Below are 24,594 nucleotides of genomic sequence, written 5' to 3' on the forward strand. Positions count from 1 at the left end.
GTCCCCATGTGTTTCGCCGCGTTCACGGAGCGGCTGATGGCGTGATCGCGTTGCCCACGAGGAATTCGCACGGCACCGTCGCCATCTTCGGATCTCCCTTGAGCGCAAATAGTCTCTCCCACTGTGATTTGCGGCACACGACGCCGCTCGGGGCATCCTCGACGATCACGACGGCATAGAGCCGGTCGCGCCTCTCGAATGCCTTGAGGCTGGTGTCGTCGGGAAAGGTCTGCAGCAGCGTCAGGATACCGTGGCCGCTGTCATTGTCGGCGGCGATCCCGGCGATGCCGCTGACCATGCGCGGCTTGCCGTTCTCGATCGACGTGCTGATGAAGACGCCTTCAGCGACGGTGCTGCGCAAAATCTTCTGCTTGATGAAATCCGGACCAAGTTCGGGACTTGTCCGCAGCTTGTTCTTCAAGGTGGCGGAGAAGAACAGTTTGTCGGTGCCGCCTTGGAAGACGATCGTGGTGCCCTCCGGACCGCCGGCCAGCAGGTTCTGGAATTCACGGCCGCTCAGAACCTCGGCAGCAGCCGGAGCGCTGCAAACAAGGAGACCGATCAGGAGGATGACGGAAGGCCGCGACATCAGGTGCGTTGCGCGAGGGATGAGAACAAACGGAAACATACAGCCGGACCGCCGTCAATTCGATGACGGTGGTGGGCTGCCGCCGCTTCGTTATAATGCGAACATGCAAACAGTATTTTTTCGGCGAGCAGCGAGGCATATTGCGGATCTCATCCTGCTGCTTGTCCCGCTCCTCGTTCTTGCTGGGCCCGCCGGAAGCTTGGCGGCCGAGAGCCAGCTCAAGCCGGTGCCGAGCGCCGCGCCGCGCGTCGCGCTGGTCATCGGCAATGCCGCCTATTCCCGGCTGAACCCGCTCGAAAATCCCGGCAAGGACGCCGACCTGATCGCGGACAAGCTGCGACGCCTCGGCTTCGAGGTGACGCTGAAGGCCAATCGCGATCTGAAGGCCATGGGAGACGACGTCGAGGCGTTCGCGCAGGCCATCAAGCAGCGCGGACCCGACACCGTCTCCGTCTTCTTTTATGCCGGGCATGGTCTGGAGAGCGACGGGATCAACTACCTCGTCCCGGTCGATGCGGACATCAAGCGCAAGGCGGACATCGCCGGTCGGGCCGTTAGCGTCAAGCGCATCGCGGACAGGCTGTCGTCGGCGGGCAATCGCGTGAACATCCTCATCCTCGATGCCTGTCGCGACAATCCGTTCCCTGAAGGGACAGCGGCCGCCAACGCTCTGCTCGGGCTGGCGCCGATGGGGGCCGTCTATGGCGCCTTCATCGCGTCGGCCACCGGCTCGGGCAAGGCCGCCTTCGACGGTGAGAACGGACACAGCCCCTACACGCTCGCGCTCGCGCAGGCGATCGGTACGCCGGGCGAGAAGCTGGAGGACGTCTTCAAGAGCGTGCGCCGCCAGGTCCGGCTGGCGACGAGCGAGCAGCAGATTCCCTGGGAGTCCACCTCGATCGAAGCCGATTTCTATTTCGTGCCGCCGGCGCCGCCGCCGAGCCCGGCCGCGCAACTGCTCGCCGCCGCGACCGAGACGGACAACCTCGCTCTGTTCGAGCTGCTGGTCGATCGCTTCCCCGGCAGCGAGGAGGCCGCTCAAGGGCGGAGTGTTCTGGCGCAGCGCCAGCGCGCGGAGACGAAACGGGCCGGGGCATCCACTGCCGGCGAGGTGCTGGCGCGGGCCCGCCAGGTCCGTACGCCCGACGCGTTCGACCTGGTGGCATCGCTGTTTCCGGATTCGCCCGAAGCGGCGGAGGCGCGCGCCTCAGCGTCGCGGCTGCGCGAAACAGCCGTTCTCGACAGCGCCGGGCCGACATTCGAAGGACGCGAGCTGATTTCCCGGCTTCAGGAGGAGCTGACCCGGCTCGCTTGTCTCGGCGGATCGCCGAGCGGCGCATTCGATGGTCAGACGGTCGGTGGCCTGCGGCGCGCCTCGCTGCTGACCGATGAGCATTACCTCTGGCACCGGCCGACCATGGCCGCGTTGCGGGCCCTGAGGAAGATCGATAGCCGAGACGGCTGTGTGCGGCAGAAGGTCGCGGCGAGCCCGCGATGCCTGCGCATCAACAACGAGGACTTTTGCCAATAGAGCGCGCCAATTGGCTGAGCATTACGAAATTTCTGCTCATAAGTTGATCAAAATTCCCGATCTGTATGCAATGAGCCCTGCGGCATCGTTGCCACTCTCCTGGAAAGTGCTTCCGCTTCAAGAGCTTGGCTGTTGCGTGCGATTGGCATGAAGCTTGCGATCATTGTTCCTGCCGGCCGTTGCCCTCGGGAGCATTTGATGAAGCGTCGTGATTTTCTGAAATCCGTATCCGGTCTTGCTGCAGGCGCCGCGCTGCCGATGGCGCCGGCGGTCATCTCTTCCGCCAAGGCCGATGCGCGGTCCGAGACGCTGCTCATCGTGTCCGAAGGCGGCCCCAACAATCTCGACATCCACGGCATCGGCACCAACGTGCCGGGTTATGAGGTCTCGTGGAATTGCTACGACCGGCTGATCAGCCATGAGATGAAGAGCGGCCCGGGCGGCGTGCCGTATTACGACCGCGACAAGTTCAAGCCCGAGCTTGCCGAAGACATGACCATCAGCGACATGTCGGCGACCTTCAAGCTGCGCAAGAACGCCAAATTCCACGACGGCACGCCGGTCACGGCCAAGGACGTGAAATGGTCGCTCGATCGCGCCGTCAGCGTCGGCGGCTTCCCAACCTTCCAGATGAGCGCGGGCTCGCTGACCAAGCCCGAGCAGTTCGTCATCGTCGACGACTACACGATCCGTGTCGACTTCCTGAAGAAGGACCGGCTGACGATCCCCGATCTCGCCGTCATCGTGCCCTGCATCGTCAACTCTGAGCTGGTCAAGAAGAACGCCACCGACAAGGACCCGTGGGGCCTCGAATACACCAAGCAGCAGACCGCGGGCTCCGGCGCCTACAGGGTGACGAAATGGACCGCCGGCACCGAAGTCATCATGGAGCGCAATGACGACTGGGTCTGCGGCCCGCTGCCGAAGATCAAGCGCATCATCTGGCGCATGGTGCCGCAGGCCGGTAACCGCCGGGCGCTGCTGGAGCGTGGCGACGCCGACATCTCCTATGAGCTGCCGTTCAAGGATTTCCAGGAGATGAAGGGCAACGGCAAGCTCAACGTCGTGTCGCTGCCGTTCTCCAACGGCATCCAATACATCGGCATGAACGTCACCAAGCCGCCGTTCGACAATCCGAAGGTACGGCAGGCGATGGCCTACGCGATGCCGTACCAGAAGATCATGGACGCCGTGCTGTTCGGCCTCGCCAACCCGATGTTCGGCGCGCCGGCCGACAAGGCAACCGAGGTGGCGTGGCCGCAGCCGACCAAATACTCCACCGATATGGAGAAGGCCAAGGCGCTGCTGGCGGAAGCCGGCTATGCCAATGGCTTCGAGACCACGATCTCCTTCGACCTCAACTTCGCGCAGGTCAACGAGCCCTTGTGCATCCTCGTACAGGAGAGCCTGGCCCAGCTCGGCATCAAGACCACGATCAACAAGGTGCCTGGCGCCAACTGGCGCACCGAGCTGAACAAGAAGGAGATGCCGCTCTACACCAACGTGTTCTCGGGCTGGCTCGATTACCCCGAATACTTCTTCTACTGGTGCTATCACGGCAACAATTCCGTGTTCAACACGATGAGCTACAAGTCGCCCGTGATGGACAAGCTCATCGACGGTGCGCGCGATGCCGCCGCGACCGGCGACAAGGCCAAGTACGAAGCCGACGTGAAGGGCTTCGTCGATCTCGCCTTCGCCGAGGTCCCGCGCATTCCGCTGTACCAGCCGTTCGTCAACGTCGCGATGCAGAAGAACATCTCCGGCTATCAGTACTGGTTTCACCGCAGGTTGGATTATCGCGCTCTGGTGAAGGGGTGAGGTTTGCGAATGGCGAGTAGCGAATAGGGAGTGAAGGTGGTGAACGTTCATGATGGATGCCCAGGTGAGGGCTACTATTCGCTACTCGCCACTCGCTATTCGCCTGCGCAACGCAAGGAGCGCTTGGCATGCTGAGCCTCATCGCCAAGCGCCTCGCCTTTGCCATCCCCTCGCTGATCGGCGTCGTGATCGTCACCTTCCTCCTCACCCGCGCCTTGCCCGGTGATCCCGCAGCCTATTTCGCCGGTCCCGCCGCGACCAAGGAGGCGGTGGAACAGATCCGCAAGAAGCTCGGCTTCGACAAGCCGCTGGTCGAGCAGTTCTTCCGCTACACCGTCGATCTCGCCCATGGCGATCTCGGCAGCTCACTGACGACGGGCCAGCCGGTCGCCACCGAGATCCGCAACCGCCTGCCGGCCTCCGCCGAGCTCACGCTGCTGGGTCTCCTCGTCTCGGTCGCGATCGCACTGCCGCTCGGCGTGCTCGCGGCGACGCGGCCGGGCTCGTGGATCGATCACACCTGCCGGGTCGTGACGACGGCTGGTGTCTCGCTGCCGGTGTTCTTCACCGGGCTCGTGCTGGTCTATGTGTTCTACTTCCGGCTCGGCTGGTCGCCGGCGCCGCTCGGCCGGCTCGACGTATTCTACAGCGCGCCGGACAACGTCACCGGCTTCTATCTGATCGACACGCTGATCGCGCGGGATGGCGAGGCGTTCCGCTCGGCGCTGAGCCAGCTGATCCTGCCGGCAGCGACCCTGGCGATCTTCTCGCTGGCGCCGATCGCGCGCATGACGCGGGCCTCGATGCTGTCGGTGCTGTCGTCGGAGTTCGTGCGCACGGCGCGCGCGTCCGGCCTGTCGCCCTCCACCGTCACCGTCACCTACGCGTTCCGCAACGCGATGCTGCCGGTGATCACCACGCTGTCGATGGTGTTCTCCTTCCTGCTCGGCGCCAACGTGCTGGTCGAGAAGGTGTTCGCCTGGCCCGGCATCGGCTCCTACGCGGTCGAGGCGCTGATCGCCTCCGACTTCGCGCCGGTGCAGGGTTTCGTGCTGACGATGGCGATCATGTACGTCGTCCTCAACCTCGTCATCGACATTCTCTATGGCGTCATCGATCCCCGTGTGAGGCTTGAAGGATGAGCACTGTCGCGCCGACAATCGAACCCGCCGCCTCCGCCCGCACGTCCGGCCTCATGGCCCTGATCGGGCACACGCGCTATGTGCTCGCCGAGAACAAGGTCACCGGCTTCGCCTTCGGGCTGCTCGTCGTGATCCTGTTCGCGGCGATCTTCGGGCCGTGGATCGTGCCTTATGATCCGCTGGCCAGCGATACTGCGTCGGCGCTGAAGCCGCCGTCGGCGGCGCACTGGTTCGGCACCGATCAGCTCGGGCGCGACATCTTCAGCCGCGTGGTCGTCGCGACCCGGCTCGATACGTTCATCGCGGTCGCTTCCGTCGCGCTGGTGTTCTTCATGGGCGGTCTCGCCGGCGTCGCCGCCGGCTTCTTCGGCGGCTGGACCGACCGCATCGTCGGCCGCATCGCCGACACGATCATGGCGTTTCCGCTGTTCGTGCTGGCGATGGGCATCGTCGCCGCGCTGGGCAATACCGTGCAGAACATCATCATCGCCACCGCGATCGTGAATTTTCCGCTCTACGCCCGCGTCGCGCGCGCCGAAGCCAATGTCCGCCGCAATGCCGGCTTCGTGCAGGCCGCGCGTCTCTCAGGCAACAGCGAGATGCGCATCCTGCTTGGCCACATCCTGCCCAACATCATGCCGATCATGATCGTGCAGATGTCGCTGACCATGGGCTACGCCATCCTCAACGCCGCCGGCCTGTCCTTCATCGGCCTCGGCGTACGGCCGCCCACGGCCGAATGGGGCATCATGGTCGCCGAGGGCGCGTCCTTCATGGTGTCAGGCGAATGGTGGATCGCACTGTTCCCGGGCCTGGCGCTGATGATCGCCGTGTTCTGCTTCAATCTGCTCGGCGACGGCCTGCGCGACATCGTCGATCCGCAGCGCAGGACGTGAGGCGATGAGTATCTACTGCACGACGGGATCGTCCTTGACCTCTCCCCGCTTGCGGGGGCGCGACGAGCTACGCTCGCGCTGTGAGGTCGGATTGCATCGAAGATGCAATCCGGGTGAGGGGGTACAGGTCTTACAACACGCATCACTGGGTGTGGCTGCCCCTCACCCCAACCCTCTCAGCGCGAGCGTAGCTCGTCGCGCCCCCGTAAGAACGGGGAGAGGGAGTGCACTGAACTTGCGGAGCCACCCATGACCGCCCAGCCGCTGCTCGACGTTCGCGATCTCACGGTCGAATTCTCCACCCGCCGCGGCATCGTCAAGGCGGTGCAGCATGTCGACATCTCCGTCGCCAAGGGCGAGACGCTGGCGATCGTCGGCGAGTCCGGCTCAGGCAAGTCGGTGACGTCCTACGCGGTGATGCGCATTCTCGACCGCGCCGGGCGCATTGCCGAGGGCTCGGTGATGTTCTCCGGCGTCGACGTCAAGTCGGCGGACGAGAGCGCGATGCGCGATCTGCGCGGGCGCGAGATCTCGATGATCTTCCAGAACCCGCGCGCGGCGCTCAACCCGATCCGCAAAGTCGGCCACCAGATCGAGGACGTGCTGAAGCAGCACGCCCAGGCGGCCGCCACCGACCGCGCCGAGAAGGCCATCGCCGCGCTCGAGCAGGTCAAGATCGCCCGTCCGCGCGAGCGCTATCACGCCTATCCGTTCGAACTGTCCGGCGGCATGTGCCAGCGCGTCGTCATCGCGCTGGCGCTGGCGTGCAATCCGCAGCTGCTGATTGCCGATGAGCCGACGACAGGCCTCGACGTTACAACGCAGAAGGCGGTGATGGATCTCGTGGTCGAGCTGACCAAGAGCCGGGGCATGTCGACCATCCTGATCACGCACGACCTCGGTCTCGCGGCAGCCTATTGCGACCGTGTCGTCGTCATGGAGAAGGGCCGGGTGGTTGAGACCGCCAATGCCGCCGATATCTTCGCCAATCCGCAGCACCCCTACACGCGCAAATTGATGCGCGCGACCCCGCGGCTCGGCGTATCCCTGCGCGAATTGCTGCCGGAGGAGGATGCGTCTGCATCGTCCCACACAGCTTCCGTCATGGCCGGGCTTGACCCGGCCATCCATCCCTCTTCGCAAGACTCGTCTGAGAAGTCCGAGAAGATGGACCCCCGGGTCAAGCCCGGGGGTGACGAGCGGAGTGCGGAAGGCGAGCGGAGCGCGACGAGCCCGCGCCCGCTTCTTCTCGTCGACAAGCTGGTCAAGGAATATCCCCGCCAGGGCGCTTCTGCGACGTTGTCAAAACTGTTCGGCCGGAGGCCTGCGGTCGAGCCGGACATGTTCCGCGCGGTCGACGGCATCAGCTTCACCGTCGGCCATGGCGAGAGCGTCGGCCTGGTCGGCGAATCTGGCTGCGGCAAATCGACGACGTCGATGATGGTGATGCGGCTGCTCGACCAGACCTCGGGCCGCATCAGCTTCGATGGCGAGGAGATCGGCAACATCCTGCCGCAGGCGTTCGCGCGGCTGCCGCTGCGCAGCCACATCCAGATGGTGTTCCAGGATCCGACCGACAGCCTCAACCCGCGCTTCACCGCCATCCGCGCCATCGCCGATCCGATCCTGCAACTTGGCGACATCAAGGGACGCGATGCGCTTCGTGCGCGCTGCGAGGAGCTCGCGACCATGGTCGGCCTGCCGCTCAACCTGCTCGACCGCTTTCCGCACCAATTGTCCGGCGGCCAGAAGGCCCGCGTCGGCATCGCGCGTGCCATCGCGCTGCACCCGAAGCTCGTCATCCTGGACGAGCCGACCGCGGCGCTCGACGTCTCCGTGCAGGCGGTCGTGCTCAATCTGCTGCAGGACCTGAAGCAACAGTTAGGTATGAGCTATCTGTTCGTCTCCCATGATTTGAATGTGGTGCGGCTATTGTGCGATCGTGTGATCGTGATGCGGTCGGGCCGAATCGTCGAGCAGGGTTCGTCCGAACGTGTGCTAGGTGATCCGCAGGATGCCTATACGCGCGAGCTGCTGACCGCGATTCCGCACCCGCCGCTGCCGGCGCATTGAACGGCAGGGCTTGAGAGGACAACGGATGGCCGAGCCATTGGACGACTACATCGACGCCGTCGGGCGTGCGCTCGGCCTGCTGATCGAGGACGCCTGGCGTGCCCCGATCCGTGCCAATCTCGAAGTCTCGCTGAAGATGGCGAAGCTGGTCGACGAATTCTCCCTAGCCGATGAAGCCGAGCCCGCCAGTGTCTTCACCGCTTGATCCCCCCGACATGACCGCGAGCGCCATCGCCGCCGCGGTCGCCTCCCGCAAGCTCTCCGCCGTCGAGGCCACCGATGCCGCGCTGGCGCGGATTGCGGCCCGCGATGGCGTGCTCAACGCATTCACGGACGTCACCGCCGAGCGGGCGCGTGCGAAAGCGCGTGCCGTGGATGCCGACATCGCTGCGGGCAAGCCCGTCGGCCCGCTCGCCGGCGTGCCGTTCGCGGTGAAGAACCTGTTCGACATCGCAGGCCTGCCCACGCGCGCCGGCTCCAAGATCAATCGCGACCGCGCTCCCGCCACCCGCGACGCGACGCTGATCGAGCGCATGGAGGCGGCCGGCGCCGTCATGGTCGGCGCGCTTAACATGGGCGAATACGCCTATGATTTCACCGGCGAGAACGTACATGACGGCCCGTCGTGCAATCCGCATGATCCGACGCGGATGAGCGGCGGCTCGTCGGGCGGCTCGGGCAGCGCCGTCGGCGGCGGTCTGGTGCCGATCGCGCTCGGCTCCGACACCAACGGCTCGATCCGCGTGCCGTCGTCGTTCTGCGGCATCTTCGGGCTCAAGCCGACCTATGGCCGGCTGTCCCGCGCGCGCTCGTTTCCGTTCGTGATGAGCCTGGATCATCTCGGCCCGTTCGCGCGCTCGGTCGAGGATCTCGCGCTCGCTTACGATGTGATGCAGGGACCTGATGCGGACGACGCCGCGTGCACGACGCGCGCGTCGGAGCCGACCTCAAGCCTGCCGTCGCAAGGGCTCGACGGTCTGCGCATCGGCATCGCCGGTGGTCACTTCCAGAAGAACCTGTTCCCTGAAGCGGTCGAAGCCGTCAGTCGGGTTGCGTCGGCGCTGAAGGCGAGCCACGTGATCGAGGTGCCGGAAGCCGCGCGTGCCCGCGCTGCGGCCTACGTCATCAGCACGACCGAAGGCGCCTCGCTGCATCTCGACCGCTTGCGCGCGCGTCCCGATGATTTCGATCCCGCCGTGCGCGACCGTCTGATTGCCGGCGCGATGATTCCGGCGCCAATGGTCGATCGCGCGCAGAAGTTTCGCCGCTGGTATCGCGCGAAGGTGCTGGAGCTGTTCAAGTCGGTCGATGTGCTGATCGCGCCCGCAACGCCGTGCATTGCGCCGAAGCTCGGCCAGGCGACCTTCGTGCTCGACGGCGTCGAGCTGCCGGTGCGCGCCAATATCGGCATTCACACCCAGCCGATCTCGTTCATCGGACTTCCCGTCGTCGCGGTTCCGATTCCGTTGGAGCCGATGCCCATCGGCGTGCAGATCATCGCCGCGCCCTGGTGCGAACATGTCGCATTGCGTGTGGCCCACGCCTTGCAACAGCTTGGCGTCGCCGCTGCGCCGGCCCCGAGAGGAGTTCTGGAGAATGGAAGTCGATCTGCCTGACGTCGTTGCCGAGGTCACGGCGCAGTTCCAGCGCTATGAACAGGCGCTCGTCAGCAACGATGTCGCCGTGCTCGATGAGCTGTTCAAGCAGGACTCCCGGACGCTGCGCTATGGCATCGGCGAGAACCTCTACGGCTATGGCGAGATCTCGGCCTTTCGCTCTGCACGCTCGCCGGTCGGACTGATGCGGCGCACCGCCCGCACCGTGATCACGACCTATGGCCGCGATACCGCGGTCGCCTCCACGCTGTTCTATCGCGACACGGTGCCCGGCAAGGTCGGGCGCCAGATGCAGACCTGGGTCCGGTTTCCGGAAGGCTGGAGAATCGTCGCCGCCCATGTCAGCATCATCGACGAAGCAAAAGGCGGCTGAGGCATGAGCCTGGACGATCTTCCGCCGCGGACGCGCGCGCGGATCATCCGTGAATCCGATTCGCCGCGTACGGATCGCGCGCCGCCAGCGGTGGCGAAGATCACGCGTGCCGAGGAGTTGCGCCTGCAGCTCGCCGACGACATCGTGCGCGGCGCGCTGGCGCCGGGGGCGCCGCTCGACGAGACCGAGATCGCCAAGCGCTTCAACGTGTCGCGCACGCCGGTGCGCGAGGCGCTGCGCCAACTCGCGGCGTCAGGCCTGATCGAGGCGCGCGCGCATCGCGGCGCCGTCGTGGCGCGGCCGTCGGTCGACCGCCTGACCGGCATGTTCGAGGCGATGGCCGAGTTGGAGGGGCTTTGTGCCGGCCTTGCCGCGCAGCGCATGACGCCGGTCGAGCGTCAGCGGCTCGAGGCCATTCACGAGGAGCTGCGCAATCTCAGTCACGCCGGCAATCCCGAGCGCTTTCACGAGGTGAACGAGCGCTTCCACAACGCGATCTATGCCGGCGCGCACAATGCCTACATCGCCGAGATCACCTTGGCGACGCGGGTGCGCGTGCAGCCGTTCCGCCGCGCCCAGTTCCGCAATCTCGGCCGCCTCGCCAAGTCGCATGCCGAGCACGACCGCGTCGTCGTCGCCATTCTGCGCGGCGACAAGGCCGGCGCGGCGAGCGCCATGAAAGCCCATATCGAGCTGGTGCGCGGCGAGTATGAGATCTACGCGGTGTCGGTGTAAGCGAGTTCGCCGCCCCAAATTCCGTCATTGCGAGCGCAGCGAAGCAATCCAGAGTTCCGACCTGAGCCCTGGATTGCTTCGCTGCGCTCGCAATGACGACGGCAATCAGCCCTTCTTCGCCATGTAGGCGCGCCAGCCGCCGAATTCCGAGATGTCGCGGGCGCCGTCGAGCGCGGCCGGCTCGACGAGGAAGCCCTTCGCAGTGCGGCCGTCCGCCAAGCGGATCGTACCGACCGACAGCGGCGGTGGAATCAGGTCGACGAACTTGCCGAAGCTCGCCGCCGACAGCGCCCAGAGCTCGACCGCCATCGCGGCGCCCTTGCCGTCGTCGATGCGCAGCATGCCGGGCTTGGGCGGCGTGGTCGACAGCGCATAGAGCTTATAGTCGGGAGCGGTCGTGGTCGCTTCCAGCAGGCGGCCACCGAGGCTCGTCAGCTCGTGATTCAAAGCCATGCCGGACAGATGCGCGCCGACGACCACGATGGCGATCTCGTCGCCGCGCAGCGACGAGGACACCGGCGCAAGCGGCGGCTGCGGGATCGCCTTCGCGCCGACCGGCAGCGCGGTGTCGGCATGGAAGGCGCGGCCGAGGCTGGCGAGCGCGGCGTCGCGCCCGGCCGGTGCCAGCAGCGTCACGCCGAAGGGGATGCCGTCGCCGCGCATCGCTGCCGGCACGGCCAGTCCGCACAGATCGAGCAGATTGACGAAATTGGTGTAGGTGCCGAGCCGGCTGTTGAGCAGGATCGGATCGGCGAGCACCTCCGCCGTCTTGTAGGCGGTCGGCGCCGTGGGCAGCAGCAGCGCGTCGACTGTCGCGAAGGTGCGCTCGGCGACCTTGCGCAAGGCCTGCAGGCGATACAGCGCGGCAAAGGTATCAGCCGCGCTGCCGCGCGCCCCGCCGATGGTGATCTCGCGCGTCACCGGATGGATCGCGTCGGGGTCGGACGCCAGGAGATCGCGGATGACGAGATAGCGCTCGGCGACCCAAGGTCCCTCGTAGAGCAGCCGCGCCGTCTCGTAGAACGGCTCGAGGTCGAACTCGACCAGCTCGGCGCCGAGCTTGACGAAGCGCGCGGCTGCTGCGCCATAGGCGGCTTCCGCGGCTTTGTCGCCGAAGAAGATCAGCTGTCCAGGGCGGGGAATGCCGAGCTTCACGCCCTTCGGAAACGCGGTCACGGCCGCCAGCGGCCGGTCGCGAGAAAACGGATCGAGCGGATCGGGCGCCGCCATGACGTCGAGCGCTGCGACGGCGTCGTCGACCGTGAGCGCGAATACCGAGATGCAATCGAGCGTGCGGCACGCCGGGACGAGGCCGGTGGTCGAAATAATGCCGAGGCTCGGCTTCAGGCCGACGATGTTGTTGAGCATCGCCGGCACGCGGCCGGAGCCTGCCGTATCCGTTCCGAGCGACAGCGGCACGAGACCGGCTGAGACGGCGACCGCCGAGCCGGAGCTCGATCCGCCTGGCACGAGATCGGCGTGAACGGGATTTTTCGGAATGCCATAGGGCGAGCGCACGCCGACGAGGCCGGTGGCGAACTGGTCGAGATTGGTCTTGCCAATGATGATCGCCCCGGCCGCGCGCAGCCGCGCCACCGCGGTGGAATCGCGTGCCGGCGTATAGGCGAAGGCCGGGCAGGCCGCCGTGGTCGGCAGTCCCGCGACGTCGATGTTGTCCTTGACCGCGACGGGCACGCCGTAGAGCGGCAGCGCCGCGGCGTCCTTGCCCGCCAGAGCCTCTGCCTCGGCCAGCGCGTCCGCCTCGTCGCGCAGGCTGATGAAGATGGCGGGATCGGCGTGCGCGCGGATGCGGGCGAACGTGCGCGCGATGGTCTCTTTCGGCGTCGTCAGGCCGGCGCGGTGGGCGGCAACGATCTCGGCGACGGTCTCGGTCACGCGGCGCTCCGCCTCTCGTCCGAGCCTGATCGATGGCCTGCCATGTCCTTGCGCTCCGCTTCGCGATCCTGCCGCGAACGTAGCAAGCCATGTGCCATTGTGTACATGGCGCGGATGAAGCGGATGAGGGGAAAAATCTTTGAAGTCAGAGGGTTGGTGATATCCTCGAGCCGACACTGCCGCTGGCAGGCGCTGCGTGCAGTCGCTGTTGCCTAATTATGTGGCAATTGGCGCACGGGAAAGCCCCGGCTTGCTACCACCCGCGCCGACCCGCGTCGCCGCTGGTGATGCGCGCGAGCCCCGCCTCGGTCGCCGAGCCTGCGCTGCGGGGGCTCCGGAAGGACGCAGACGGCGCGTGGCTGACAGGGGAAGCGCCGGACATCTGCGCGTCGTCGGCGCCGCTCGGGAAGAACAGCAGCGCGACGCTCAGGCCGAGATTGATCAGCCCGCCGACCCATGTGCCGTGATGCGATGATGACGCCGCATATTCGGGAAACCGGCCGGCGATGACATAATCCAGCACCATGATGGCGATCCAGGCCGGGATCACGCAGACCGGATCCCAGCCGATGTCGCGGAAGCGCATCGCCTGCAGCATCAGGTTCGCGATGACGAACAGGCCGATCATCGCAAGGATCGGCCAAGTCATGGCCAGGCTCGGCTTCTGTCCGCCCACTGCCGCCAGTCCCATGATCATCACGACCGCCAGAACGACGAAAGCGACACCGAGACCAAGCGAGGCCAGGAAATATTGCAGCCGCCCGAGGCGCATATTGAAGCCGAAGATGAATCCCAACATCCGCCTCTCCCCGCAGGCTGCGCCGCAACTGCGGCGGCACCCGACCTTGCTTAGCAGGGCGAAATTGCCGCACGGCTTCGCAGATAATTAAAATTGGAAGGATCGGGCGGATCGGCATTGCGCTGCGACACTCCGCCGATCGAAGTTTATCGTTGCCAAAGCAACTAATTCATGGAACGATTGATCCCGTAAAGAAGGGAGGCGCAGGATGATCTGCGCCGCGAAAAAGGGACGGAAACGCCATGCGCAGCCTGCTCGCCGCAGGCGCGGCCGCTTGCGCGCGCGCCAACAGGCAGCCGGGATGGATGGGGCGGGCGCTCAACGGCGCGTGTCAGTCCGGCTCAGCTCCCGCCGGTGACGGCGTCGAGATTGTCGTGGATCCGGCGCAGCAGCGCGATCAGGACTTCCTGCTCGTTCTTGTCGAGGCACGCCAAGAGGCGCCGCTCGCGCTCGAGCGCGGCGACGATGACCTTGTCATGGGTCGCGCGTCCCTTGGCCGTGAGCGAGATCGAATGGCTGCGGCCATCCTGCGGATCGTTGCGAATCGCGATCAGGCCGCGGCTCTTCATCAAGGTGAGCGTGCGGCTGACCGGGCCCTTGTCGAAGCCGATCACGCTGCAGATGCGCGAGGCGGGAATGCCCGGCTCGATCGCCAGCAGCGACATGATCCGCCATTCCGTGACGTTGACGCCGAAACTGCGCTGGTAGAACGCCGTGGCGCTGTTCGACAGCTTGTTGGCGATGAAGGTGATGAAGGCCGGCACATAGCGGTCGAGATCGAGCGTGAGGTCTTGCCCCCGACCTTGGCCCTCAGGCTCGCGCGGCGTCCCCTTCGTCTCGCTCATGATCCCCAACATCCATGCATTGCCACTCATAGGGATACGAAAAGCCGCATGACAAGGCCAAACTTCGGGAGGTCAGCATGAACCCAACAGGTCTGTCCCCGCATGCCGGCGTGGCGCCGGCCATTCCGCACCTCGCCATTGATCCGTTCTCCTACGGCTTCTTCGACGATCCCTATCCGGCGCATCAGGAGATGCGCGAGGCCGGGCCCGTCGTCTATCTCGACGCCTGGAACGTCTATGGCGTGGCGCGCTACGCCGAGGTCTATGCCGTCTTCAACGATCCCCTGACCTTCTGCTCCAGCCGCGGCGTGGGCCTCAGCGACTTCGCCAAGGAGAAGCCATGGCGGCCGCCCAGCCTGATCCTCGAGGCCGATCCGCCGGCGCATACGCGCACGCGCGCGGTGCTGAGCAAGGTGCTGTCGCCCGCCGTCATGAAGCGGCTGCGCGACGGCTTCATGGCAGCGGCCGAGGCCAAGGTCGACGAGCTCGTGGCGCGCGGGTCGTTCGACGCCATCCCGGATCTCGCTGAAGGCTACCCGCTGTCGGTGTTCCCCGATGCGCTCGGGCTCAAGGCGGAGGGCCGCGACCATCTCATTCCCTATGCCAGCCTGGTGTTCAACGCGTTCGGCCCGCCGAATGAATTGCGCCAGCAGGCGATCGAGCGCTCGGCGCCGCACCAGGCCTATGTCATGGAGCAGTGCCAGCGCGACAATCTCGCGCCCGGTGGCTTCGGCGCCTGCATCCATGCCTTCAGCGACAGCGGCGAGATCACGCCGGCGGAGGCACCGCTGCTGGTGCGCTCGCTGCTGTCGGCCGGCCTCGATACGACCGTCTACGGCATCGGCGCGGCCGTGTATTGCCTCGCGCGCTTTCCTGATCAGTGGGAGCGGCTCCGCGCCGATCCCTCGCTGGCGCGCAATGCGTTCGAGGAGGCGGTGCGCTTCGAGAGCCCGGTGCAGACCTTCTTCCGCACCACCACGCGCGATGTCGAACTCGGTGGTGTCACTATTCCCGAAGGCGAAAAGATTCTGATGTTCCTAGGCGCGGCGAACCGCGATCCACGCCGCTGGGAGCAGCCGGACAGTTACGACATCACGCGAAAAGTCTCCGGCCATGTCGGCTTCGGCTCCGGCATCCACATGTGCGTCGGCCAGCTCGTCGCGCGCCTGGAGGGCGAGGCGGTCTTGACCGCGCTCGCGCGCAAGGTCGGTTCGATCACGATGAGCGGCGAGCCGAAGCGCCGCTACAACAACACGCTGCGCGGGCTGGAAAGCCTGCCGGTCACCTTCACGCCAGCCTGAGCAATGTCATGACCACGATCACCTTCATTCATGCCGACAACCGCAGCCAGACCGTCGAGGCCGAGGATGGCGCCAGCATCATGCTGGCCGCGCTCACCCACGGCGTCGACGGCATCGTCGCCGAATGTGGCGGCAACGCCGTCTGCGCCACCTGCCACGTCTATGTCGAGGAGGCCTGGACGACGAAGCTCGATCCGGTCACCGACGATGAGGATGCACTGCTCGACGGCACCGCCGCCGAGCGGCTGCCGAACAGCCGGCTGTCGTGCCAGATCAAGGTGCAGCCGGCGCTCGCCGGGCTGGTGGTGCGCATTCCGGACCGGCAGAGCTGATCCCGCGACGACAATCAGAACAAGCAACACACGGGGAGGGGCCTCATGAAGCAACTCAATTCCTGCGCCTTGGCGCTGGCGGCATCGCTCGGTCTGGCAGCCACGGCGTCGGCCGGAGAGATCTCGGACAATGTCGTGCGCGTCGGCGTGCTCAACGATATTTCCGGCATCTTCCAGGACACCAACGGCATGGGCTCGGTCGAGGCCGCGCGCATGGCCGCAGAGGATTTCAACGGTGGCGGCAAAGGCATCAAGGTCGAGATCGTCTATGCCGATCACCAGAACAAGGCCGATGTCGGCTCCGCGATCGTGCGGAAATGGCTCGATGTCGACAAGGTCGATGCCGTCGTCGACGTGCCGAACTCCTCGGTCGGTCTGACGGTCAACGAGCTGCTGCGCAACAGCCAGATGACCTTCCTGGCCTCGTCCACCGCAAGCTCGGATCTCACCGGCAAGGCCTGTTCGCCCAACACCATCCAGTGGGTCAACGACGCCTGGGCGACCGGCAACACCACGGCGGCCGCGATGATGGGGCGCGGCGGCAAGGACTGGTACTTCATCACGGTCAACTACGCGCTCGGCCAGGGCATCGAGGCGGAGGCGACCAACTACATCGAGAAGCACGGTGGCAAGGTGCTGGGCTCAGCCAAGCATCCGCTCGGAACGACAGACTTCGCCTCCTTCCTGCTGCAGGCGCAGGGCTCGAAGGCCAAGGTGATCGGGCTGGCGAACGCCGGCGGCGATACCATCAATGCCGTCAAGCAGGCGTCCGAGTTCGGCATCCAGCAGAGCGGGCAGTCGCTGGTGGCGTTCCTGCTGTTCATCAACGACATTCATGGCATGGGCCTGAAGGCGGCGCAGGGCCTGCAGCTGCTCGAGGCGTTCTACTGGGACATGGACGACGACACCCGCGCCTTCGCCAAGCGCTTCGCCGCGCGTCCCGGCATGAACGGCAAGATGCCAAGCGGCAACCAGGCCGGCGTCTACGCCGCCACGCTCGCTTATCTCAATGCGATCGCGGCGACCGGCAGCGATGACGCCAAGGACGTCGTGCCGCAGATGAAGACCGTGAAGGGCAAGGACAAACTGTTCGGCGACGTCACGATCCGCGCCGATGGCCGCGTGATCCATCCGATGTATCTGTTCGAGGTCAAGAAGCCGGACGAGGCGAAATATCCCTACGACTATTATCGGCTGGTCTCGACGATCCCGGCCGAGCAGGCTTTCCGGCCGATGGCTGATGGGGGTTGTGCGCTGGTGAAGTGACGCCAGCAGCGGGTAATACGCAGGACGACGAAGCCGGCCGTGTCAGCTTGACGCGGCCAGCTTCTGCTGTGCCGCAGCATTGCTTAACAAGCACTATAGTTCTTGCGTTTGCCCATTTCCGGGAATTATGGTGCATGGATCGGCGGCGTGCAGGATCAACTCCGCGCGACGGGACGCTGCGGCGAAACGCCGCCGCCTGCCGTGCTGCTGCGTGCCGGTGACGAAACAACGATAAGAACTGAGCGTGATCAGGGGAGGGAAGACCATGAGGACGAGCTTCTGGCTGGCGGGTGCTGCGGCGCTGCTGTTTTCGAGCACGGCCTTTGCCGGCGACACCATCAAGATCGGCTTCGTCTCGACGTTCAGCGGTCCGACCGCCGTGATCGGCAACGACATGCGCAACTCGTTCGAACTCGCGCTCGACCATCTCGGCCGCAAGATGGACGGCAAGCCGGTCGAGGTGATCTACGAGGACGATCAGCAGAAGCCTGACGTCGGCAAGCAGAAGACCGAGAAACTGGTGCAGTCCGACAAGGTCGACTTCATCGCCGGCTACATCTGGTCGAACGTGCTGCTGGCGTCGCTGAAATCAGCCGTGGATTCCCAGACCTTCCTGATCTCGGCCAATGCGGGCCCGTCGCAGCTCGCCGGCGAATTGTGCTCGCCTTACGTGTTCTCGACCTCCTGGCAGAACGACCAGACGCCCGCCGCGATGGGCCTCTACATGAATCAGAAGGGCGTCAAGTCGGTGTTCCTGATCGGCCCGAATTATGCGGCCGGCAAGGACATGCTGGCGGGCCTGAAGAGCACCTTCAAGGGACAGGTGGTCGGCGAGGAATACACGGTGTGGCCGAGCCAGCTGGATTTCTCGGCCGAGCTGTCCAAGGCGCGGGCCTCCGGTGCGGAATCCATCTTCGTGTTTTATCCGGGGGCTGCCGGCGTCCAGTTCCTCAATCAATATTCGCAGGCCGGCCTCAAGGAGAAGATGCCGCTCTACACCGCCTTCACGGTCGACGAATTGTCGCTGCCGCTGCAGAAGGACAATGCGATCGGCGTGCCCGGGGCGCAGGAATGGGTCAACGACCTGCCGAACGAGCAGAACAAGACCTTCGTCGCGGACTACCGCAAGAAGTACACCGGCCTTCGTCCGACCTACTATGGCGCCCAGGCCTATGACGCGGCGCAGCTGATCAACAGCGCGGTGGTTGCGGTCAAGGGCGATACGTCCAAGAAGGACGCGATGAAGGCCGAGATGGAGAAGGCCAACTTCAAGTCGCTGCGCGGCTCGTTCAAGTTCGGCAACAACCACATCCCGATCCAGAACTTCTACCTGCAGGACGTGGTCAAGGATGCCGACGGCCAACTCTCGCTGAAGACCGTCGCCACCATCGTCGAGAACGACCAGGACCGCTTCCACGACAAGTGCCCGATGAAATAAGTGAAAAGAATTTCCCGGCTGGCCAAAACAGGCCTGGAATTTGCTTGAAGCTTAAAACATCTCCGTTCTAAGATCGGGACGGACATGGCGGCAGCGCCTGAAACGGTTCTGCCGCCGTCTTTTTGAGCGTGAAGTGAGGGGCATGCTGCTCGTCGTCGAACAATTCCTGAACGGGCTGCAGTTCGGACTGCTGCTGTTCCTGCTGGCCGCCGGCCTGACGCTGGTGTTCGGCATCATGGACCTCGTCAACCTCGCCCACGGCTCGCTCTACATGATGGGCGCCTATTTCGCGGCGACCTTCGTGGCCTGGACTGGCAGCTTCGTGCTCGGCGGCGTTCTGGCGCTCGGTGCCACGCTTCTGCTCGGCATCGTGCTCGAATATACGGCACTCCGGCATCTTTATGGGCGCGACCATCTCGACCATGTGCTCGCGACCTTCGGCCTGATCCTGTTCTTCAACGAGGCCGTCCGGCTGATCTGGGGCCCGGCGGGACTGGCGCTACCGCTGCCGTCCTGGCTGGCCTTTCCGGTGACGATTCTCCCCGGCATCCAATATCCCGCCTATCGCCTCGCCATCATCGTCGTGGCGCTGCTGGTCGCACTGCTGCTCTACCTCGGCGTGATGCGCACCCGTATCGGCATGCTGATCCGTGCCGGCGCCTCCAACCGCGAGATGATCGGCGCGCTCGGCATCAACATCAAGCTGCTCTACACGCTGGTGTTCGGTCTCGGCGCCGCGCTTGCGGGCCTTGCCGGCCTGATGCAGGCGCCAATCCTCACGGTGCAGATCGGGATGGGCGAGAACATCCTGATCCTCGCTTTCGTCGTGATCGTGATCGGCGGCATCGGCTCGATCCGTGGCGCCTTCATCGCGGCGATCATGATCGGCCTGATCGACACGATGGGCCGCGCTTTCCTGCCCAATCTGCTGCGCCAAGTGCTGAACTCGGCGGCAGCCTCCACGGCGGCGCCGGCGATGTCGTCGATGCTGATCTATCTCCTGATGGCGATCGTGCTGGTGGCGCGGCCTGAAGGTCTGTTTCCGGCCAACCGCAGATGAAATCCCAGCTCAACGTCTCAAGCGTCGTCGCCGCCCTGGTCGTGGCGGGCCTCGTGCTGCTGCCGGTCTATTCGAACCTCTCCGGCAACATCTTCATCCTCACGCTGTTCACCCGCATCGTGATCCTGGCGCTCTCGGCCGTCAGCCTGAACCTGATCATGGGCTATGGCGGCATGATGAGTTTTGGCCATGCTGCGTATCTCGGCATCGGCGGCTACGCCGTCGGCATCCTGGCGCAAGAGGGCATCGGCTCGGGCTGGGCGCAGTTCGCCGTCGCCATCGCGGTCTCGGCGCTCTATGCGCTGGTGATCGGCGCGCTCAGTTTGCGCACCCGCGGCGTCTATTTCATCATGATCACGCTGGCCTTCGCGCAGATGGCCTATTACGTCGCCTCGGGCCTCTCCCGCTACGGCGGCGACGACGGCCTCACCGTCTACAAGCGCAGCGATTTCGGTGGCCTGATCAATCTCGGCAACCGCGTGCAGTTCTACTATCTCTGCCTGTTCTGCCTGCTCGCCGTCGTCGTGCTGGTCTGGCGGATCGTCAATTCGCGCTTCGGCCTCGTGCTGCAGGGTCTGCGCTCCAACGAGCAGCGCATGCAGGCGATCGGCTTCCCGTCCAAGCGCTACAAGCTCGCCTGCTTCGTCATCGCCGGCATGCTGTGCGGGCTGTCCGGCGCGCTGCTCGCCAACAACACCGATTTCGTCAGCCCTGCCGTGATGTACTGGACACGCTCGGGTGACCTGATGGTGATGGTGATCCTGGGCGGCATGGGCACCTTGCTCGGTCCCGTCGTTGGCGCGGTGGCGTTCCTGGTCCTCGAAGAGGTGCTGTCGCAGATCACCGAATACTGGGCGATCATCATGGGGCCGCTGCTGCTGCTGGTCGTGCTGTTCGGACGTGGCGGGATCATGGGCATGCTCGGGAGGTTGAACCGTGGCTGAACCTCTGCTTCGCGTCGACAATCTGGTGCGCCGGTTCGGCGGCATCGTCGCGACCGATCACGTCTGCCTGGACGTCTCCAAGGGCGAGATCCACGCCATCATCGGGCCGAACGGCGCCGGCAAGACCACGCTGATCAGTCAGCTCACCGGGCATCTGGCGCCGCATGCAGGGCGCATCTTTCTCGGCGGCCGGGACATCTCGCATTTCCCGGCCTACAAGCGCAGCGCGCTCGGGCTGGCGCGCTCATTCCAGATCACCTCGCTGCTGACCGATTTCACCGCGGCCGACAACGTCGCGCTCGCCGCGCAGGCCCATGACGGCAAGCACTCGTTCCGCTTCTTCGCCAATGCGCGGAAGGAGAAGTCGCTGCGTGATGCCGCTCAGGCGGCGCTGGCGCGCGTCGGTCTCGGTCATCGTGCTGATGTCCCGGTCGCGAAGCTCAGCCATGGCGAGCAGCGCGAGCTCGAGCTTGCGGTCGCGCTCGCGACCAAGCCGCAGCTCCTGCTGCTCGATGAGCCCATGGCTGGCCTCGGGGTCACCGAGTCGCAGCGCATGGTGAAGCTGCTCGCCGAGCTGCGCCAAGAGGTCTCGATCGTGCTGGTCGAGCACGACATGGAGGCGGTGTTCGCGCTCGCCGACCGCATCTCGGTGCTCGTCTATGGCCGCATCATCGCCTCGGGCAAGCCGGACGAGATCCGGCAGAACGAGGAGGTCAAGCGCGCCTATCTCGGCGATCAGCATGTGGTGGTCGGCCATGGTTGATCAGAAAGAAATGGGTAATCAGAAAGAAACCGGCATGCTGCTCGAGGTCGATGGCATCGAGACCTGCTACGGCCTGAGCCAGGTTCTGTTCGGTTTGTCCTTGTCGATCCGTCCCGGCGAGATGGTCTCGCTGATGGGCCGCAACGGCATGGGCAAGACCACCACCATCCGCTCGATCATGGGTCTCACCCAGGCCCGCGCCGGGACCATCCGCTTCAGCGGCCAGGAGACGCGGCGGCTGCCGTCCTACAGGATCGCGCAGCTCGGCATCGGCCTGGTGCCGGAGGGACGGCAGATCTTCCCGAATCTCACCGTCACCGAAAATCTCGTGGCGGCTTCGACCAACCGGCTCGGTGCGGCCGATCCGTGGACGCTCGACAAGATCCATGCGCTGTTTCCGCGGCTGGCCGAGCGCGGCAGCAATATGGGCAACCAGCTCTCCGGCGGCGAACAGCAGATGCTGGCGATCGGCCGCGCGCTGATGACCAATCCCAAGCTCCTCATCCTCGACGAGGCGACCGAGGGGCTGGCGCCGTTGATCCGCGAGGAGATCTGGAACTGCCTGTCGCTGCTCAAGTCGCGCGGGCAGTCGATCCTGGTGATCGACAAGAACGTCGAGCACCTCACCCGCATCTGCGACCGCCACACCATCATCGAGCGCGGCCGCACCGTGTGGAGCGGGACCTCGCAGCAGTTGATGGCAGAGCCCGACCTGCAGCATCGCTATCTCGGGATCTGATCGACCCTCTCGCGGCAAGATCGGTCTGTGCCTCCCCCGCGTGCGGGGGAGGTCGCATCGTATCGTCAGATGCGATGCGGGTGGGGGAACGCTCCGGAAAGACTGCCGCTATGGGGCCCCTACCTCGGCCTTCCCTCGCAAGCGGGGAGGGGGCGCATCGTCACCGTGGTGTCTGCTCTTCCAAGAAGCTTCTCTCGCCGGATCCGGCAGCCACGCTGACTTGCGCCGTTTTTTCGCATTGAGATGCGGCCCAGTAGAGCCTATTCTCCAGGGTAGTAGTTTGCTTTGTCTTTTATCAAAGGTTGAGCAAATGCGTGCGCGTCATCTGGGAATCGAAGCGCCGAAAAAGGCCGCGTCCGGTCTGCGCAACTTCTTGTCGCGGGACTCCGACCTCGAGACGGTGCTGTGTCTTGCTTTCATGCTGATCGTCGGAGTCATCGTCAAGCTGACGCCGCCACCGTAGGCGCCGTAGGCCAGTGTCGTGCCAGGTCAGCTCTCAGCGGTCGAACGGAATGTACTTCTGGTATTCCTTCGGCACGCGGCTGCGATAGCGCGACGGGACGGTGCCGCTGCGCAGCGAGTGTTCGACTTCCTTGCGGGTGCTGGTCCGGGTCCGCTGCTTCTTCGGCGCAGCCGCGTCGGTCGCAGGTTTGGCCTCGCCCGCCTTGTCGGTCGCGGCGGCTGGCGCGGGGGTCGGCGTCGCGGCGGGAGCCGGGCTGGCCGCGGGAGCAGGTTGGGCCGTTGCGTCGGGTGCCGGTGTGCTCTGGGCGAACGCTGCTCCGGTTGAGACGCCGAGCGCCAAGACGCTTGCGATTGCGATCCCCGGGAACCTGATCATGACGGCGAAACTCCGAACCAAGGCGGCTGATGGGCTGGCCTGATGAGGTCGTTCGCGCAAGCCGATGGGTTCATGCTTCCTCTGCATGGCCTCGCCCCGCCGATGAGCCTCACCGCCCAAGATGAATTCGTGGTGCCAGCTTTTTGGGCACATGCTGCGATTGGTTCCTTTGAATCGCAAGCATTTTTCTCTGGCACGCGGCTTGCTGATCTGAATGCTCAGAGTTGGCAGCTAGGGTTCCGGTTCTCGCCTGGAGAACGCTGGTCCGAGAGCAGCCGCCGGGGGAGAGCCCTGGTGCACGGCGGGATAAAAGCCCGGGAGACCTCAGTGGCCGCGCTTGGCAGGCTCGAGGTTGTTCATGCCAGTCCGCGGTCAGAAAACCGATGAGGGACTGGACATGTTCAAAGCGCGAAATCTGTTTGTTGCACTGCTCGCTGCGTCGACACTGGCGACCGCATCGCTGTCGCCCGCGTCAGCTGAGAAGAAGAAAGAATTCAACATCGCCTGGACGATCTATGTCGGCTGGATGCCCTGGCCGTACGCCGCCGAGTCCGGGATCGTCAAGAAATGGGCCGACAAATACGGCATCTCGATCAAGGTCACCCAGATCAACGACTACGTGGAATCGATCAACCAATACACGGCCGGCAAGTTCGACGGCGTCACCGTCACCAACATGGATGCGCTGACGATCCCCGCGGCGGGCGGCGTCGATACGTCGGCCATCATCATGGGCGACTACTCCAACGGCAATGACGGCGTCGTGCTCAAGAAGGGCAAGACCATGGCCGACATCAAGGGCCAGAAGGTCAATCTCGTCGAGCTCTCGGTGTCGCACTATCTGCTGGCGCGCGGCCTCGAAACCGCCAAGCTCACCGAAAAGAACATCAAGACCGTCAACACCTCGGACGCCGACATCGTCGCCGCCGCCAAATCGCCGGATACGACCGCGGTCGTCACCTGGAATCCGCAGCTGCTGGAAGTGAAGGCCGAGCCCGGCGCGACGCTGGTGTTCGACTCCAGCAAGATCCCCGGCGAGATCGAGGATCTCCTGGTCGTCAACACCCAGACGCTGAAGGACAATCCGGAGCTCGGCAAGGCGCTGACCGGCATCTGGTACGAGACCATCGCGCTGATGAAGGAGCAGAGCGAGAAGGGCAAGGCGGCGCGCGAGGCGATGGCCAAGCTGTCCGGCACCGATCTCGCCGGCTTCGACACCCAGCTCAAGACGACGTTCATGTACTACGAGCCGAAGGACGCTCTCACCTTCATGACCGGGCCGGAGCTGCCGAAGATCATGGATCACGTCCGCACCTTCTGCTTCGACCACAATCTGCTCGGCGAGAACGTGAAGTCGAAGGACGCGGTCGGCATCTCCACGCCGTCGAAGGCGCTGGGCTCGACGACCAACGTCAAGCTGCGCTTCGACCCGACCTACATGAAGATGGCGGCGGACGGGAAGCTCTGATCATCTTCCGCCGCGCCACCAGCATCTCCCCTCACCCTGAGGAGCCCGCCTTAGGCGGGCGTCTCGAAGGGCGAGGCCTGTGCTGTGGCCTCATGGTTCGAGACGGCGCGACGCGCCTCCTCACCATGA

At 65.0% G+C, this 24,594-nt stretch carries 24 protein-coding genes and 1 riboswitch; of the genes, 19 read left to right on the forward strand and 5 right to left on the reverse strand.

Features of this window, described 5'->3' with window-relative positions; genetic code table 11:
* Nucleotides 1–22: 22 nt before the first annotated feature.
* Nucleotides 23–589, reverse strand: a complete 567-nt coding sequence (locus QQL87_RS17960) for a hypothetical protein (RefSeq protein ID WP_284424114.1) — start codon at nt 587–589, stop codon at nt 23–25.
* On the opposite strand from QQL87_RS17960, the gene QQL87_RS17965 reads away from it, so the two are divergent.
* The 9 genes from QQL87_RS17965 (at nt 570) to QQL87_RS18005 (ending at nt 10,776) form a co-directional block, all read left to right on the forward strand.
* A complete protein-coding gene (locus tag QQL87_RS17965; protein ID WP_284424115.1) occupies nt 570–2,120 on the forward strand; it encodes a caspase family protein in 1,551 nt (516 codons plus the stop codon). The two genes, QQL87_RS17960 and QQL87_RS17965, sit on opposite strands and share 20 nt — an antisense overlap.
* Nucleotides 2,121–2,318: 198 nt before the next feature.
* On the forward strand, nt 2,319–3,941 hold the full coding sequence (locus tag QQL87_RS17970) for an ABC transporter substrate-binding protein (RefSeq protein ID WP_284421489.1): 1,623 nt from the start codon (nt 2,319–2,321) through the stop codon (nt 3,939–3,941).
* 128 nt (nt 3,942–4,069) lie between these two features.
* Nucleotides 4,070–5,083: an ABC transporter permease gene (locus QQL87_RS17975; RefSeq protein WP_284421487.1), complete on the forward strand. Its 1,014-nt coding sequence runs from the start codon at nt 4,070–4,072 to the stop codon at nt 5,081–5,083.
* Nucleotides 5,080–5,979 (forward strand): ABC transporter permease, encoded by a 900-nt coding sequence (locus QQL87_RS17980; RefSeq protein WP_284421485.1) that lies wholly within the window; start codon nt 5,080–5,082, stop codon nt 5,977–5,979. Before QQL87_RS17975 ends, QQL87_RS17980 begins: the two co-directional genes overlap by 4 nt.
* A 249-nt stretch (nt 5,980–6,228) precedes the next feature.
* Nucleotides 6,229–8,052 carry a dipeptide ABC transporter ATP-binding protein gene (locus tag QQL87_RS17985; protein ID WP_284421484.1) on the forward strand — a complete coding sequence of 608 codons (1,824 nt, stop codon included), beginning with the start codon at nt 6,229–6,231 and terminating at the stop codon, nt 8,050–8,052.
* A gap of 25 nt (nt 8,053–8,077) precedes the next feature.
* Nucleotides 8,078–8,257: a DUF4089 domain-containing protein gene (locus QQL87_RS17990; RefSeq protein WP_284421483.1), complete on the forward strand. Its 180-nt coding sequence runs from the start codon at nt 8,078–8,080 to the stop codon at nt 8,255–8,257.
* A gap of 10 nt (nt 8,258–8,267) precedes the next feature.
* On the forward strand, nt 8,268–9,668 hold the full coding sequence (locus QQL87_RS17995) for an AtzE family amidohydrolase (RefSeq protein WP_284421481.1): 1,401 nt from the start codon (nt 8,268–8,270) through the stop codon (nt 9,666–9,668).
* Nucleotides 9,649–10,041 carry an oxalurate catabolism protein HpxZ gene (gene hpxZ, locus QQL87_RS18000; RefSeq protein ID WP_284421479.1) on the forward strand — a complete coding sequence of 131 codons (393 nt, stop codon included), beginning with the start codon at nt 9,649–9,651 and terminating at the stop codon, nt 10,039–10,041. The genes QQL87_RS17995 and hpxZ overlap by 20 nt, the downstream gene beginning before the upstream one ends.
* Before the next feature lie 3 nt (nt 10,042–10,044).
* On the forward strand, nt 10,045–10,776 hold the full coding sequence (locus tag QQL87_RS18005; RefSeq protein WP_284421476.1) for a GntR family transcriptional regulator: 732 nt from the start codon (nt 10,045–10,047) through the stop codon (nt 10,774–10,776).
* A gap of 105 nt (nt 10,777–10,881) precedes the next feature.
* Here QQL87_RS18005 and atzF read toward each other — a convergent pair whose 3' ends face one another.
* The 3 genes from atzF to QQL87_RS18020 all read right to left on the reverse strand — a co-directional run bounded on the left by atzF (nt 10,882) and on the right by QQL87_RS18020 (nt 14,316).
* A complete protein-coding gene (atzF, locus tag QQL87_RS18010) occupies nt 10,882–12,672 on the reverse strand; it encodes an allophanate hydrolase (protein WP_284421474.1) in 1,791 nt (596 codons plus the stop codon).
* Between the two features lie 253 nt (nt 12,673–12,925).
* Nucleotides 12,926–13,471: a DUF805 domain-containing protein gene (locus tag QQL87_RS18015; protein ID WP_284421472.1), complete on the reverse strand. Its 546-nt coding sequence runs from the start codon at nt 13,469–13,471 to the stop codon at nt 12,926–12,928.
* 341 nt (nt 13,472–13,812) lie between these two features.
* Nucleotides 13,813–14,316 carry a MarR family winged helix-turn-helix transcriptional regulator gene (locus QQL87_RS18020; protein ID WP_284421470.1) on the reverse strand — a complete coding sequence of 168 codons (504 nt, stop codon included), beginning with the start codon at nt 14,314–14,316 and terminating at the stop codon, nt 13,813–13,815.
* A gap of 77 nt (nt 14,317–14,393) precedes the next feature.
* Between QQL87_RS18020 and QQL87_RS18025 the strand changes: the two genes are divergently transcribed.
* From QQL87_RS18025 to QQL87_RS18065, 9 genes are all read left to right on the forward strand, one after another.
* A complete protein-coding gene (locus QQL87_RS18025; protein ID WP_284421467.1) occupies nt 14,394–15,617 on the forward strand; it encodes a cytochrome P450 in 1,224 nt (407 codons plus the stop codon).
* Nucleotides 15,618–15,625: 8 nt separating this feature from the next.
* Nucleotides 15,626–15,949 (forward strand): 2Fe-2S iron-sulfur cluster-binding protein, encoded by a 324-nt coding sequence (locus tag QQL87_RS18030; RefSeq protein ID WP_284421465.1) that lies wholly within the window; start codon nt 15,626–15,628, stop codon nt 15,947–15,949.
* A gap of 45 nt (nt 15,950–15,994) precedes the next feature.
* Nucleotides 15,995–17,215, forward strand: coding sequence for an ABC transporter substrate-binding protein (locus tag QQL87_RS18035; protein WP_284421464.1), 1,221 nt, complete (start codon nt 15,995–15,997; stop codon nt 17,213–17,215).
* A gap of 265 nt (nt 17,216–17,480) precedes the next feature.
* Nucleotides 17,481–18,653, forward strand: a complete 1,173-nt coding sequence (locus tag QQL87_RS18040; protein WP_284421462.1) for an ABC transporter substrate-binding protein — start codon at nt 17,481–17,483, stop codon at nt 18,651–18,653.
* A gap of 142 nt (nt 18,654–18,795) precedes the next feature.
* On the forward strand, nt 18,796–19,713 hold the full coding sequence (locus QQL87_RS18045) for a branched-chain amino acid ABC transporter permease (protein WP_284421460.1): 918 nt from the start codon (nt 18,796–18,798) through the stop codon (nt 19,711–19,713).
* Entirely contained in the window at nt 19,710–20,657 is a 948-nt protein-coding gene (locus QQL87_RS18050; RefSeq protein WP_284421458.1) for a branched-chain amino acid ABC transporter permease, read from the forward strand. The genes QQL87_RS18045 and QQL87_RS18050 overlap by 4 nt, the downstream gene beginning before the upstream one ends.
* A complete protein-coding gene (locus tag QQL87_RS18055) occupies nt 20,650–21,420 on the forward strand; it encodes an ABC transporter ATP-binding protein (protein WP_284421457.1) in 771 nt (256 codons plus the stop codon). The genes QQL87_RS18050 and QQL87_RS18055 overlap by 8 nt, the downstream gene beginning before the upstream one ends.
* A gap of 34 nt (nt 21,421–21,454) precedes the next feature.
* Nucleotides 21,455–22,159: an ABC transporter ATP-binding protein gene (locus QQL87_RS18060; RefSeq protein WP_284421545.1), complete on the forward strand. Its 705-nt coding sequence runs from the start codon at nt 21,455–21,457 to the stop codon at nt 22,157–22,159.
* A 310-nt stretch (nt 22,160–22,469) separates the two neighbouring features.
* On the forward strand, nt 22,470–22,622 hold the full coding sequence (locus QQL87_RS18065) for a transporter (protein WP_284421456.1): 153 nt from the start codon (nt 22,470–22,472) through the stop codon (nt 22,620–22,622).
* Between the two features lie 33 nt (nt 22,623–22,655).
* Here the strand turns inward: QQL87_RS18065 and QQL87_RS18070 are convergent, their stop codons facing one another.
* On the reverse strand, nt 22,656–22,997 hold the full coding sequence (locus QQL87_RS18070; protein ID WP_284421455.1) for a hypothetical protein: 342 nt from the start codon (nt 22,995–22,997) through the stop codon (nt 22,656–22,658).
* Between the two features lie 220 nt (nt 22,998–23,217).
* A riboswitch (guanidine-I (ykkC/yxkD leader) is annotated at nt 23,218–23,320 on the forward strand.
* A gap of 74 nt (nt 23,321–23,394) precedes the next feature.
* Here QQL87_RS18070 and QQL87_RS18075 point away from each other — a divergent pair.
* Nucleotides 23,395–24,465: a putative urea ABC transporter substrate-binding protein gene (locus tag QQL87_RS18075; protein WP_284421454.1), complete on the forward strand. Its 1,071-nt coding sequence runs from the start codon at nt 23,395–23,397 to the stop codon at nt 24,463–24,465.
* Nucleotides 24,466–24,594 lie beyond the last annotated feature (129 nt).

It is taken from the genome of Bradyrhizobium sp. SSBR45G, from assembly GCF_030159255.1.
Taxonomy (GTDB): domain Bacteria; phylum Pseudomonadota; class Alphaproteobacteria; order Rhizobiales; family Xanthobacteraceae; genus Bradyrhizobium.